General features: G+C 52.7%; 10 protein-coding genes. All 10 read right to left on the minus strand.

Annotated elements, in window-relative coordinates:
* Positions 1–49: 49 nt before the first annotated feature.
* The 10 genes from CZ787_RS16995 to CZ787_RS17040 all read right to left on the minus strand — a co-directional run bounded on the left by CZ787_RS16995 (position 50) and on the right by CZ787_RS17040 (position 12,640).
* Positions 50–1,897, minus strand: coding sequence for a protein kinase domain-containing protein (locus CZ787_RS16995; protein ID WP_087111441.1), 1,848 nt, complete (start codon positions 1,895–1,897; stop codon positions 50–52).
* A gap of 20 nt (positions 1,898–1,917) precedes the next feature.
* Entirely contained in the window at positions 1,918–3,192 is a 1,275-nt protein-coding gene (locus CZ787_RS17000) for a 2-oxo acid dehydrogenase subunit E2 (RefSeq protein ID WP_087111443.1), read from the minus strand.
* 18 nt (positions 3,193–3,210) lie between these two features.
* Positions 3,211–4,188, minus strand: coding sequence for an alpha-ketoacid dehydrogenase subunit beta (locus CZ787_RS17005; RefSeq protein WP_087111445.1), 978 nt, complete (start codon positions 4,186–4,188; stop codon positions 3,211–3,213).
* Position 4,189: 1 nt separating this feature from the next.
* Complete coding sequence (locus CZ787_RS17010; RefSeq protein ID WP_087111447.1) at positions 4,190–5,392, minus strand: thiamine pyrophosphate-dependent dehydrogenase E1 component subunit alpha; 1,203 nt, start codon at positions 5,390–5,392, stop codon at positions 4,190–4,192.
* 207 nt (positions 5,393–5,599) lie between these two features.
* Complete coding sequence (locus tag CZ787_RS17015) at positions 5,600–6,382, minus strand: ABC transporter permease (RefSeq protein ID WP_419866541.1); 783 nt, start codon at positions 6,380–6,382, stop codon at positions 5,600–5,602.
* Positions 6,372–7,337 carry an ABC transporter ATP-binding protein gene (locus CZ787_RS17020; RefSeq protein WP_087111449.1) on the minus strand — a complete coding sequence of 322 codons (966 nt, stop codon included), beginning with the start codon at positions 7,335–7,337 and terminating at the stop codon, positions 6,372–6,374. The genes CZ787_RS17015 and CZ787_RS17020 overlap by 11 nt, the downstream gene beginning before the upstream one ends.
* Positions 7,334–8,530 (minus strand): ABC transporter permease, encoded by a 1,197-nt coding sequence (locus CZ787_RS17025; RefSeq protein ID WP_087111451.1) that lies wholly within the window; start codon positions 8,528–8,530, stop codon positions 7,334–7,336. The genes CZ787_RS17020 and CZ787_RS17025 overlap by 4 nt, the downstream gene beginning before the upstream one ends.
* A gap of 3 nt (positions 8,531–8,533) precedes the next feature.
* Complete coding sequence (locus CZ787_RS17030) at positions 8,534–9,445, minus strand: ABC transporter substrate-binding protein (RefSeq protein WP_087111453.1); 912 nt, start codon at positions 9,443–9,445, stop codon at positions 8,534–8,536.
* A 110-nt stretch (positions 9,446–9,555) separates the two neighbouring features.
* The gene (gene cysS / locus CZ787_RS17035; protein WP_087111455.1) at positions 9,556–10,950 is read right to left on the minus strand and encodes a cysteine--tRNA ligase; all 1,395 of its coding nucleotides are present in this window, start codon (positions 10,948–10,950) and stop codon (positions 9,556–9,558) included.
* Between the two features lie 10 nt (positions 10,951–10,960).
* Positions 10,961–12,640 carry a glutamine--tRNA ligase/YqeY domain fusion protein gene (locus tag CZ787_RS17040; RefSeq protein WP_087111457.1) on the minus strand — a complete coding sequence of 560 codons (1,680 nt, stop codon included), beginning with the start codon at positions 12,638–12,640 and terminating at the stop codon, positions 10,961–10,963.
* Positions 12,641–12,729: the final 89 nt, after the last annotated feature.

Genomic DNA, 12,729 nt, shown 5'->3' on the forward strand with positions numbered 1-12,729 from the left:
GCCGCTGCCTGACGCCACTTGTTGCCTGCTGATGTCTATCCGTAAGAGATCAGCAGGCTTTTATGTTTTTAACGTGTTCTCGCGGATTTTGTGGGTAGTAGCGCTCGGGCTGCCGCTCCAGGTGGGTAAAAAAGCGGGTGTCTTTATAGGGCATCTTCATAAAACCAGAAACGCCCAAACCCTGGATCTGGTTAACCGCGTCTAAAATATGGGTAAGCAATGTTTGAAACTCGCGCTCCCTAGCGGGGTCAAGCAGTCGGTAATAACTGTGTATTTTAAGATGCTGAGGGAGCGCCTCGAAGATAATCATTCCGGTATGATGAATATCGTTAAGTTGCTGCAGGATCGTCATAATCTCGGCGGGCAATATCAACAGCTCTTCCGGGTCGGGCCCATCTTCAAAATAGCTATGCTGGCGGCTCCTATCCTCCAGTTCTGGCACTGCGCTCATTTCGTAGTTAATCGCCATATCAGGCTGGCAGTAAAACGGCTCACGCTCCGTTTCCCGCTCTAAATGCAGCGTTTGGCGCGCATTAAACAAACAGCTTTTAAAAACTCCCTGCCGATGAATGGCGCGCGCCAAGTGAACCGTATTATTAACAGCTTCAATAAAGGCGGGCTTCACGTCTGGGTCATGCAAGTTGAGGGAAGAATCAATATATACCCCTTCGCGCTCCCAACGTACGGCCAGCCCTCCTACTACCGGATATTTACCCAGCCGACTTACCGAGGCTAAAAATGCTTTTTCTGTCTCGCCCATCCCCTGCATAAACTGTTTATAGTAACGGTCCAGCTGTACATCGTTAACCTCGTTGAGCGTTTCCTCAACGCTGGCTTCTCGCAGAAAAGCTTTGCGAGAGCTATACACCACGGTATCAATTTCCTGCTGCACAGAGCGAACCCATACGGGCACGAGAGGCACCTCGGGGCTGGGGGGGAAATCAATCATTACAACGTTTGCCATGCGCGGCATTGTGTCGATAAAGTAACTGCCTGCGGTAAGGCGAACCTGCGGGTCGGGGTCCAGCATACCATCCAATGTACGGGCAAATTCCACAGGCAACCCCAGGGAGCTTGCGGGAATAGCGCGATGACCAAACCGGCACGACTGTGCTGATGCCAGCGCATACAACGTGCCCGCCACGCCTTGTTCATCAAAACGTGGCGAAGAGAGCGCGCCATTTAGCTGCTCTTCACCAATAAAATAGACGTCACCCAAACGTGCATTGGTTTGCTGTAGGTTATCGGACATCAGCTCCATCACATTCGCCCCAACGAACTGTAGTTGAGCATCCAATTGAGCAAAAACAGACGATCCCCAATCAATCAGTGCAATAGACTCAGTGTCAGGGTCGAAGACCAGGTTGGAGGGTTTGATATCACCATGTACCACTGGCCGGCCATGGGCCCCAGCGTCGCGGCGAAGCGCGATTAAAATATCAACAAGCTGACGCGCTATACGCATAATCAAGCGTGGTGACAAACGTCCTCTTTTGAGGGATATCTGCTCCAGATTCCAACCGGGTGCGCGCTCCATGACTAAAATCGACTGGCCTCTTGCGCGCTGGTAGGTGATTAACTTGGGAATGCGGGCATGCGACACTTGATCCAGCATAAACGCCTCTTCTTCGAGACGTTCCTGTAAGTGTGTAGGCAGCGTAATGCGAGAAAATTTGAACACATAGTGCGCCAGCGTATCGCCATTGGGCACGCTGCCAGAAAACACAAAACCGTAGGCGCCTTTGCCAATCAGCTCAATACCCTGATACCCCAGCTGACTAAGCTGGGCTTGGCAGAGCGCTACCCAGTCTTTAAGCTTTTGAGCATCATTATGGCTCAGCAGATAGACCGACTGCTCTTCAGGTATATAAAATTGCTGTAACGGCGCCTGCGGCATCTTGTGTCCTAAGCGTGCGTTTATCCCAGATAAAGCAGCATTGTTTCAGGCGCTTCCAAAAAGCCTTTCCACGTATTACAAAAGCGCGCAATGGTGCCGCCATCAATAAACCGATGATCTCCTGCCCAGGTAATTGTCATAATGGCGCGGCGCTGAACGGCGCCTTGCTCATCAAAACGCGGCAGCCACTGCGTTCTTCCTATCGCAACAATAGCCGCTTCGGGGGCATTAATAATGGGCGTGGCATAGGTACCTCCCAAGGCACCGATATTGGAAATACTGATCGTCCCTCCCTTTAGATCAGCCTGGTCGACGCGGCCTTCACGTGCAGCAACGGTCAAGCGGCCCACTTCACGAGCGATTTCAAGCAACGTCAAATGCTCAACGCCTTTAACATTTGGCACTAATAATCCGGTTTTGCTATCTACCGCCATACCAATATTGCACTGAGGATAGTAGTGAAGTTCATCACCGGCTTCATTGAGTTGCGCATTAAGTATCGGCGTCTCGGCCAAGGCGAGTGCCAACGCCTTCATAAAAAAGGGCATCAGCGTAAGGCGCTGCCCTTGAGCATCTGCCTGAGGCTTCAGCCGCTCGCGTAGCGCCAATAGCTCAGTAACATCAATCTCTTCGCCATAGTGAAAATGCGGAATAGTCGTTGCAGAGGCAACCATGCGTTTTGCCATCACGGCACGCACGCCGCGTAAGGGTTCTATACGTGGCGCGTCCTGCTCTGGGTCGTGAGCCTCGCCGATAGTAGACGCTGGCATGGCTATTGACGGCTCTACCTCGTTTTGGTGAATATGCGCCAGTACGTCTTCTTTAAGCACTCGGCCCTCTTTGCCGCTGCCAGCCAACTCGGTAATTGTTAACCCATGCTCTCGTACTAGTCGCCTTACCGCCGGGCTCGCGGGCACTTTGCCATAAGCTCCCTGTGCAGTTGGGTTACTGGGCGGCGTAGCGACGGGTAACTCAACAGCGTCATCCGGCACATCCGGTAGCTCGCTTATTGGCGATGCATGATGCGAAACAGAGCGGCCTCCTTCCCCTTCGTTCTCATCCAAGCCTTGGTAGGCGTAGAGTGGAGCATGCACTTTGGCAATTTGCCCTTGTGGCACATAAAGCCGTGTTACCACACCCGCTTCAGGGGCAGTGATTTCCACCAGCGCTTTGTCGGTCATTACCTCAACGATGGGCTGGTCTTCCTCGATATGATCACCTTCCGCAACCCGCCACTCCACGACTTCACACTCAACGATGCCTTCGCCAATATCTGGCAATTTAAAATCGCTCATTGCTCTTCTCCTTGGGCGCTAGAAATTAACGCTTTCACGAATCGCTTCAAAAATCTTCAAATGATCGGGAAAATACTCTTTTTCCAATACCAAGGGGAAAGGAGTATCCAGCCCGGTCACCCGCTTTATCGGCGATTCGAGATAGAGAAAACAACGCTCTTGAATGGTCGCTGCTATTTCGCCGGCAAAACCTCCGGTTAGCGGTGCTTCATGGCTGACGACGAGCCGACCTGTTTTCAGTACAGACTCAGCAACGGTATCGGCATCCCAGGGAAGCAGGGAGCGCAGGTCAATCACTTCGCAGGCAATGCCTTGCGCTTCAGCAAGCTCTACTGCTTTCTCAATTACTTCCATCTGGGCGCCCCATCCTACCAGGGTAATATCGCTGCCCTCTTTGATGATGTCTGCTTCACCTATCTGCAGCTGATAATCCTCTTCCGGCACCTCGCCCACTGAAGCGCGGTAAAGACGCTTGGGTTCTAAAAAAAGCACCGGATCTGGATCGCGGATGGAAGCCAGCAACAGGCCTTTTGCCTGGTAGGGATTACGCGGCACCACCACTTTTATCCCTGGCGTATGGGTAAAGTAGGCTTCCGGAGACTGAGAGTGATAAAGCCCACCGGATATCCCCCCACCATACGGGGTACGGATCGTTAGTCCGCCGACGTTAAACAAGTCGCCTGAACGATAACGATATTTGGCCGTTTCGTTAACAATCTGGTCAAACGCGGGAAAGATATAGTCGGCAAACTGGATCTCGGCGACAGGCACCGAACCCTGTGCTGCCAAACCGTTGGCAAAGCCAATAATGCCTTGCTCTACCAGGGGCGTATTAAAACACCGCGCTTTACCGTATTTTTCCTGTAGATGGCTGGTGGCGCGAAACACACCACCGAAAATGCCGACGTCCTCACCAAAGCAAATGACCTTTTCATCCTCGGCCATGGCGATATCCAGCGCATTATTAATGGCCTGCAACATGTTCATCGTGGGCATGTTACGCCTCCCCTTTAGAGTCAGTGGGCGTCTTCACGGTCAAGTCTAACGACCGGGCGCCTTGGGGGTAGGCCTCAGGGTAGCGACGAATATGGCTTTTAAGTTGGTCGAATTGACGCTGAAGCGCTGGGGTTACATCAGCATAAACATCACTCACCAGGCTATCCAATGAGGGTGGAGGCCGCTTTTCAGCACGCTTCATGGTTTCAAGCACATCACGGCGCAGTGATTCCTGCTGCTGGGTTTCCTCCTCTTCGCTCCACCAACCTTTCTTCAACATCCATTTTTGCATTCGCAGCACGGGGTCCTTGAGGCGCCATGTCTCTTCTTCGCTTTTTAAGCGATAGCCAGAAGGATCATCAGAGGATGAGTGAGCGGCAAGGCGATACGTCATCGCCTCAATCAGCACCGGGTGATTATGCTCAACCGCCAGTTTGCGCGCCTGCCGAGTGGCTTCGTATACGGCAAGTACATCGTTGCCATCTACACGAATAACGTGCATGTGATAACCAAACGCACGCGGTGCAATGCCATCCGCGGCAAACTGCTCAACGGCAGGAGTGGAAATGGCATAGCCATTATTACGGCAGAAAAAGATGACGGGCACTTTATGGACAGAGGCCATATTAAGCGCCGCATGAAAGTCGCCCTCTGACGCTGCGCCTTCGCCAAAAAAGGTCAACGTACACTGCCCATCGCCTGCGAGTTTTTGACCGTAGGCATAGCCGGTTGCCTGGGGGATTTGGGTCGCCAAGGGTGACGAAATCGTCATGTAGTGAAGTTTACGCGAGCCATAGTGAATCGGCATTTGGCGGCCCTTGCCATAATCCAGCTCATTGCCGAATAGCTGGTTCATAAACTCATCAATGGAAAAACCGCGATACATCAGCGCACCCTGCTCACGGTATTGCGCCATGATCATATCCGCATCGTCCAGGGCGGCGGTGGCGCCCACCACCGCCGCTTCTTCTCCTACGCACTGCATGTAGAAGCTAAGCCGCCCCTGGCGCTGTGCGGCCATCATACGTTCGTCAAGAATACGAGTGGATAGCATGGCCTGGTAGAGCCTGCGTGCGTGTTCACGCTCTAGCGCAGGCGCTTCGGCACCGCTATAAAGTTCGCCTTCAGGGTCGAGCAAGCTGAAGGTGGAGATGGAAAGCTCATCGCCCGTCAGAAACGTCGGCTGGTGTACGTAGCGAATCATCATTATTGTCCTTGTTATGCCTCTTTTGAAGGCAGTATTGTCGGAGATGACTGTTTATGCCAGTGGATTTATCTGGTTTCAGTCAACGCAACGACTACGACAGTAACGCAGCACAAGGACTTTAGGCATACCACTTAAGACGAAGAGACCAACGACGACAAGATGATCTGGAGCGGTTCAAGGAGATAGCGGTTTAGAAGCAAGGCGTTAGGAAGAAGAGAGTCGTAAGCGCAGCCTGGTTTGAAGTGCATCAAACACGCTATCAACCGTAAGCGCCAGAAGCGCAATCACCAAAGCACCCTGAATAACGTAAGCCATATTGTTATTAATAATGCCGGCAATGATCGGATCCCCCAGGTTGCTGGCACCCACCGTGGCACCGAGTGCAGCGGTCGCAATATTGATAGTCACCGAGGTACGAATACCCGCCAATATGACGGGCGCAGCCAAAGGCAGCTCTACCTGGTAAAGCACCTGAAGGGGCGTTAGCCCCACTGCACGGGCTGCGGTTTTAATGTCCTTATCAACATCCTGAAGCCCTGCCAGGGTATTGCGTACAATCGGCAGCAGACCATAAAGCATTAACGCCACAATAATGGGCAAGGTGCCAAAACCCAGTACCGGCACGGCTAAGGCCAATACCGCCACGGGGGGAAACGTTTGTCCAAGTGATGCAAGTTGCGACACTAACGGCAAAAAATCCTGCCCTTTTCGACGCGTTACCGCAATACCTGCGCCAACACCCAGGCTTATGGTAACAACCGCGGCAACTCCAACGACCAGTACATGGCGTTCAAGCAACACATAAAAAGGCGTACGTTGATAGATAACCTGCCGAACATCCGGCTCTATCCATTGAAAGATACCCTGAGCGTGCGGTATTCCCACGATACAGATAGCCAACAGCGTGCCCCATAAGAATGGCCACAACCAGGCCGTCATTGCGGTGGCTTGGGTCGAACGGATCACACGCTTCACATCAGGCTTCACGCATGCTTCCTTTTTCCAACTGGGCCTCTTTTACTATCTTGCGCAGAGAAAGCTCGCCAATTGGAACATCCTGCTGATCGACCACGGCAAGACGATCCGTATGGTCGCGCAGCATCATGGAAAGCGCTTGGCGCAACGAAAAGTCAGCGGGTATACGAAACTGCGAGGGCAACGTTGGGCCCATCGAAGACATGTGGTCCTTGACTCGCGTTAAGGCCGCTTGCTTTAAACCACGCTCAAGCCCACCCAAAAGCGATTCAACAAAAGGGTCCTTGGGATGCTGTAATAGTGAAAGCGGTGTCCCCTGCTGCACGATATGGCCATCGCGCATCACGACAAGATGATTAGCCAGCTTAAGCGCTTCATCCATATCATGTGTGACAAACACAACGGTTTTATGTAACCGTGCCTGAAGGCCTGCCAGCTCATCCTGCAATTTGACGCGCGTGATAGGGTCCAGTGCGCCAAAAGGCTCATCCATTAATAAAATATCCGGATCAGCCGCCAGGGCTCGGGCAACACCTACGCGCTGAGCCTGCCCACCAGAAAGCTGATGCGGATACTTATGTGCGAACTCAGCAACGGGCAAGCCAAGCAAGCCCATTAGCTCCTCAACCCGCGCCTGAATATCTTTCGCAGGCCATTTCAGCAGGCGTGGCACCAACCCAATATTGCGAGCAACCGTCCAGTGCGGGAATAACCCCGTGCTTTGAATCACATATCCAATCCGGCGGCGCAGCTTGACCGGGTCATACGCTTCAATGGCCTGGCCATCCAGAGTAATCTCACCATCACTTTTTTCGATTAAGCGATTGATCATTCGCAACGTGGTCGACTTGCCACAGCCAGAGGTACCTACCAGAGCGCAAAACTGCCCTTTTTCCACCTTTAGATTAATGGCATCAACTGCCATTTCAGTACCGAAATACTTTGAGACGTGTGAAAGTTCGATCATTGAACGCCTCCTGGGCGCAGTGCTTCTGCCAAGGCACCCAGGCCCGCATCCACTAACAAAGCTAATATCAAAATGGGCAGTGCACCCAGCAGTACCATGTCCATGGCTGCCTGGCCTAGCCCTTGAAAAATGAAGGTGCCTAAGCCCCCTGCGCCAATCAAAGCCGCTACTGCCGTGAGTCCAATGGCTTGAACCGTCGTAATACGCACACCCTCCAACAGCACAGGCAGCGCCAAGGGCAGGCGAACCTGCCAAAACCGCTGAATACGGTGCATGCCCATGGCGCTTGCGGCTTCCAGAGTATCCGGACTGACCTCTTCCAAGGCAGTGTAGGTGTTGCGCACCATGGGCAGCAGGCTATAGGCCACTAGCGCAATAAGTGCGGGCGTGTTACCAATCCCACTCACCCCAACCTTAGCCAAGAAAGGCACATTGGCGGCAAGCCACGCCAGCGGCGCCAGCAAAAGACCAAAGAGTGCCAGGCTAGGGATGGTTTGGAGGAAATTAAGCAGCGCAAAAGCAACCTTTTGCAGCCTGGCAAAGCGACGCATCAACAGGGCAAGCAGCGTACCCATCACTACACTTACGCTCACAGCGGTGCTCACCAGGATAATATGCTGCCTGATCGCCTGTATGAATTGATGATCCCGCGCTTTAAATTCCTGAACCAGAGCCAAGTCTTTTAACCAGAGCCACGCGCAAAGCCACCAAATCAGTCCAACGCCTGACAATATGAAAACCGGCCATAAACGTTTTAAACCAAGCCGCAGGCGTAGTTCAACGATACCTAACAGTGAGATAAACAAGACAACCCAATAACCGCCCCCGATGCCTAATCGCGCTTGAGGAAGCTCTGGGTCTATTAAAAAGTGGCTGGCGACCATTAATCCAAACGGCATCAGCACCAGTAGTAATACCACTACGCCCAAGGCCGCCCAATAGTGGATACGGCTGGGCTGGTACGCCAAGCTTCCCAACGCAATGACCAGTAATGAGACAAGCAAAGCACCGGGCCAACCGAAGGCATTCTGAACGTGGACACTCTCTCCTTGCACAATTCGGTTAGGTGCAACGCTGACGGTATCCAACCCCCAAACCGCTGCCAGCATCACCACACTTAAACTGATTAATACAGCATTAGGGTAACCACCACGCCCCAAACGAGGCGTGGGCAGCGCATCCAAAAGCGACATCTATTAGTTATCCAAACGGTCGAGATAGTCGTTGGCGACCTGACTTGCCGATAAACCGTTAACGGCTACATCCGCGTTAAGCGCTTGCAGCGTTACCTCGTCCAGGGTTGTAAATACATCATGAAGCAGCGGTTCAATATCCGGGTAGGCTTCAAGAATACTTTCTCGTACGACCGGTGCGGGCTGATAGACAGGTTGAACGCCTTTCGAGTCTTCCAATACCACCAGGCCCAGGGCACTTAAGCCGCCATCCGTTCCATAGGTCATCGCTGCGTTAACGCCACTGGTTTGTTGAGCCGCGGCACGCATTGTAGCCGCTGTATTACCGCCTGAAAGCACCAGCAGTTGATCATCCGTTAACTTAAATCCGTACGCATCTTGAAAAGCGGGTAACGCCTGAGCGGATTCAACGAACTCTGCACTGGCCGCAAACTTGAAATCGCCGCCATCGGCAATATAAGCAGTAAGATCATCCAGTGTTTTCAAATTATGCTCATCTGCAACATCCTGACGAATACTCATGGCCCAGGTATTATTCGCGCTCGCGGGTGTTAACCATACCAATCCATTTTGCGCATCCAACTCACGTACGGTTTGATGTGCCTGGTCAGCATCTTTCCATACATCGCTATCCGCCATATCGAAAAAGAAAGCACCGTTTCCGGTGTATTCAGGATATAGATCGATTTCTCCAGCAGTTAGCGCGGTACGTACCACATTCGTAGCACCCAGTTGAAGGCGGTCTTGCGTTGGTATGCCGTTGCGCTCTAGCGTCTGAATGATTAACTCACCCAATACCGCCCCTTCCGTGTCAATTTTGGAGGCAACAACGACGGGCTCATTGGCATTCGCTTGGCTTAATGCTGTCAACGACAGGGCAACGACAGATAGCAGAGGTTTGATAGTAAAGCGCATCCTGGCAATCCTTTAGTAGACGTCTTTTTGAGGAGAGGTATTATTAGTATAAGGGGCATTCGAGTAGCTGCCAGACGCCACTATATCGACGCCTGGCGCACCGGCTCTTGCTAAGGAGATTCAATGACCCACGTGGTTCCTTCCCGTGAGTCTTTTAGAACGATACCTAACGCCGCCAGCTCATCACGAACAGCATCTGCCTGAGCAAAATCCTTGTTCGCTTTCGCTGCCTGACGCTGGGCAATTTTTTCCTGAATAGCCGTTTCGCTAAGCGCTACCCCTTGCGACTGAGAGCCTTTTAAAAACACGGCGGGCGTTTGTTGAAGAAGCCCCAACACAGCAGCGAGCTGTTTTAATTCGCCAGCCAGCCCCACGGCCTTTTCAGGTGTATCGCTTTTGGCACGATTAACCTCTCGCGCCAACTCAAATAGCACTGCAAGCGCTTCCGGGGTATTGAAGTCATCGTCCATGACCTTCGTGAAGCGGTCACGATAAGGGCTAGCGACTTCCTCCACTCGGGCAGCGCTATCGACGCCATCCAGCGCGGTATAAAGACGCGTTAACGATTTACGCGCCTCTACGAGGGAATCAACCGAGTAGTTAATCGCACTCCGATAGTGGCTGGCGACCAACAGGTAACGCACCACTTCCGGATCATGCTCAGCCAATACGTCTCGGATAGTGAAGAAGTTGCCTAGCGACTTCGACATCTTTTCCTGATCCACACGGACAGCGCCCGCATGCATCCAAGTGTTAACGTAGGTTTTCCCCGTCGCGGCTTCTGACTGAGCAATTTCGTTTTCGTGGTGTGGGAAGGTCAAATCGGGCCCGCCACCGTGAATATCAAAGGTATCACCCAAACAGCAGGTCGACATGGCCGAACACTCGATATGCCAGCCAGGACGGCCATCGCCCCAGGGTGATGACCAGTGCGCCTCACCCGGTTTTGCCGCTTTCCAAAGTACAAAATCAAGCGGATCTTCTTTATGAATATCCACATCAACCCGCGCACCTGAACGCATATCGTCTAGCTGACGGTTATTGAGCTTGCCGTACGTGGCGAATTTGCGCACTCGGTAGTACACATCGCCATTTCCAGCGGGATAGGCAAAACCCTTATCGATCAACGTTTCGATCATGGCGACGATATCGCCAATATGCCCCGTTGCACGGGGCTCTTGGCTGGGTGGCAGCACGTTCAGCCGCGCTTCGTCTTCATGCATGGCATCAATCATGCGCTCGGTTAGCGCCGTAATGCTTTCACCATTCTCCTCAGCACGCTTAAGGATTTTATCGTCGATATCGGTGATGTTACGCACGTAGGTAACGTCGTAGCCACGGTGGCGCAAATAGCGAGTAATGACATCAAATGCGACCATGACGCGGGCGTGGCCAAGGTGACAATAGTCATACACCGTCATGCCGCAGACATACATGCTTACCTTACCCGCGACCAGCGGCGTAAATGGCTCCTTGCGACGCGTCAGCGTATTGTAAATTTGCATATGACGATCCTTAACTTTTCTGTTTGATTTTCGCCCAGCTATCTTTCAACCCTACGGTACGGTTAAACACCAGTTGCCCCGGTTTGGAGAGATGACGGTCAGCGCAGAAGTAACCCATGCGTTCAAACTGGAAACGATCTTCCGGCACGGCTTCGGCCAGACTTGGCTCGCCGATTGCCTGGCAGATGACCAATGACTCCGTGTTCAGGTGCTCAAGGAAATCGACATCCTTGTCACGGTCCGGTTGCTCGACCATGAACAGGTTGTCATACAGACGCACTTCCATGGGCACACCGTGAGTGGCGCTGACCCAGTGAACCACGCCTTTCACCTTGCGCCCTTCCGGGTTTTTGCCGAGCGTGTCGAAGTCCACCGAACAGCGCAGCTCAACCACTTCACCGGCGTCGTTCTTGATCACCTCGTCACACCGGATGATGTAGCTGTTGCGCAAGCGAACTTCCTTGCCTGGCGCCAAGCGGAAGAACTTCTTGGGTGCATCTTCCATGAAGTCATCCTGGTCGATGTACAGCTCGCGACCAAACGGCACCTTGCGCATCGGCATGTCGTCACGCGCGGGGTGTCCCGGCACGTCGTACACTTCCTCGTGGTCTTCTGCCACGTTAGTCAGTACGACCTTGAGTGGTTTCAGCACGCACATGGCACGCGGCGCGTTATCTTCAAGGTCCGAGCGAATAGCGTGGGTCAGCATGGCGATATCGACAAGTCCGCCATCGGCACGCGTCACGCCGATCATTTCGCAGAATTTACGAATAGAGGCGGCGGTATAACCACGGCGGCGCATGCCGGAAACCGTCGGCATCCGTGGATCATCCCAGCCGTCTACGATCTGCTCGTCCACCAACAGTTTCAATTTGCGTTTAGAGGTCAGCGTGTAATCCAGATTTAAGCGCGCAAACTCAATCTGACGTGGTTTAGCGGGAACCGGGAGATTATTCAGGAACCACTCATATAGCGGACGGTGGTCTTCAAATTCCAGCGTACAGATTGAGTGGGTGATACCTTCGATCGCATCCGACTGCCCATGAGTGAAGTCGTAGGAAGGATAAATTTTCCATTTATCGCCGGTTTGGTGATGATTCGCATGACGAATGCGATACAAGATGGGATCACGCAAGTTGATATTAGGTGATGCCATATCGATTTTGGCACGCAGCACTTTTTCACTTTCGCCAAATTCGCCAACGCGCATACGCTCCAGCAAATCCAGGTTCTCCTCAACGCTACGTTCGCGATAAGGGCTTGGCTTACCAGGAGCCGTTAACGTACCGCGATACTCACGAATCTCATCGGGAGAGAGATCATCCACGTAGGCTTTGCCTTCGCGAATTAAATGCTGTGCCCAGGCATAAAGCTGGTCAAAGTAGTCAGAAGCAAAACGAACGGGGCCCGCCCAGCTAAAACCTAACCAACTGACGTCTTCTTTGATGGCATCAATATAAGCCTGCTCTTCTTTCGCCGGGTTGGTGTCGTCAAAACGCAGATGACACTCACCACCCATTTGCTCCGCCAATCCGAAATTTAAGCAGATCGACTTTGCGTGGCCGATGTGCAGAAAACCGTTCGGCTCTGGGGGGAAACGCGTCACGATTTTTGTGACCTGGCCGCCCTCGATCTCGTCGCGTACTTGGTTGCGAATGAAGTTCGGCGCTGGGGTGGTCTCGTTGGTCATGGTGGTGTTGAAAACCTCGTGGTGGATGGCGTGCCAAGCAACCTCTGCTTACGCTATCAGGTTAGCGCTTCGCGGTGCCAAGCAAAACC

It is taken from the genome of Halomonas citrativorans, assembly GCF_900163645.1.
Lineage (GTDB): Bacteria > Pseudomonadota > Gammaproteobacteria > Pseudomonadales > Halomonadaceae > Vreelandella > Vreelandella citrativorans.

Bases quoted from the DNA above. Each gene is read 5' to 3' on its own strand.
- CZ787_RS17020 (WP_087111449.1), bottom strand. From the start codon at position 7,337: ATGATCGAACTTTCACACGTCTCAAAGTATTTCGGTACTGAAATGGCA.
- CZ787_RS17040 (WP_087111457.1), bottom strand. From the start codon at position 12,640: ATGACCAACGAGACCACCCCAGCGCCGAACTTCATTCGCAACCAAGTA.
- CZ787_RS16995 (WP_087111441.1), bottom strand. From the start codon at position 1,897: ATGCCGCAGGCGCCGTTACAGCAATTTTATATACCTGAAGAGCAGTCG.
- CZ787_RS17005 (WP_087111445.1), bottom strand. From the start codon at position 4,188: ATGCCCACGATGAACATGTTGCAGGCCATTAATAATGCGCTGGATATC.
- CZ787_RS17010 (WP_087111447.1), bottom strand. From the start codon at position 5,392: ATGATTCGCTACGTACACCAGCCGACGTTTCTGACGGGCGATGAGCTT.
- CZ787_RS17025 (WP_087111451.1), bottom strand. From the start codon at position 8,530: ATGTCGCTTTTGGATGCGCTGCCCACGCCTCGTTTGGGGCGTGGTGGT.
- CZ787_RS17030 (WP_087111453.1), bottom strand. From the start codon at position 9,445: ATGCGCTTTACTATCAAACCTCTGCTATCTGTCGTTGCCCTGTCGTTG.
- CZ787_RS17000 (WP_087111443.1), bottom strand. From the start codon at position 3,192: ATGAGCGATTTTAAATTGCCAGATATTGGCGAAGGCATCGTTGAGTGT.
- cysS (WP_087111455.1), bottom strand. From the start codon at position 10,950: ATGCAAATTTACAATACGCTGACGCGTCGCAAGGAGCCATTTACGCCG.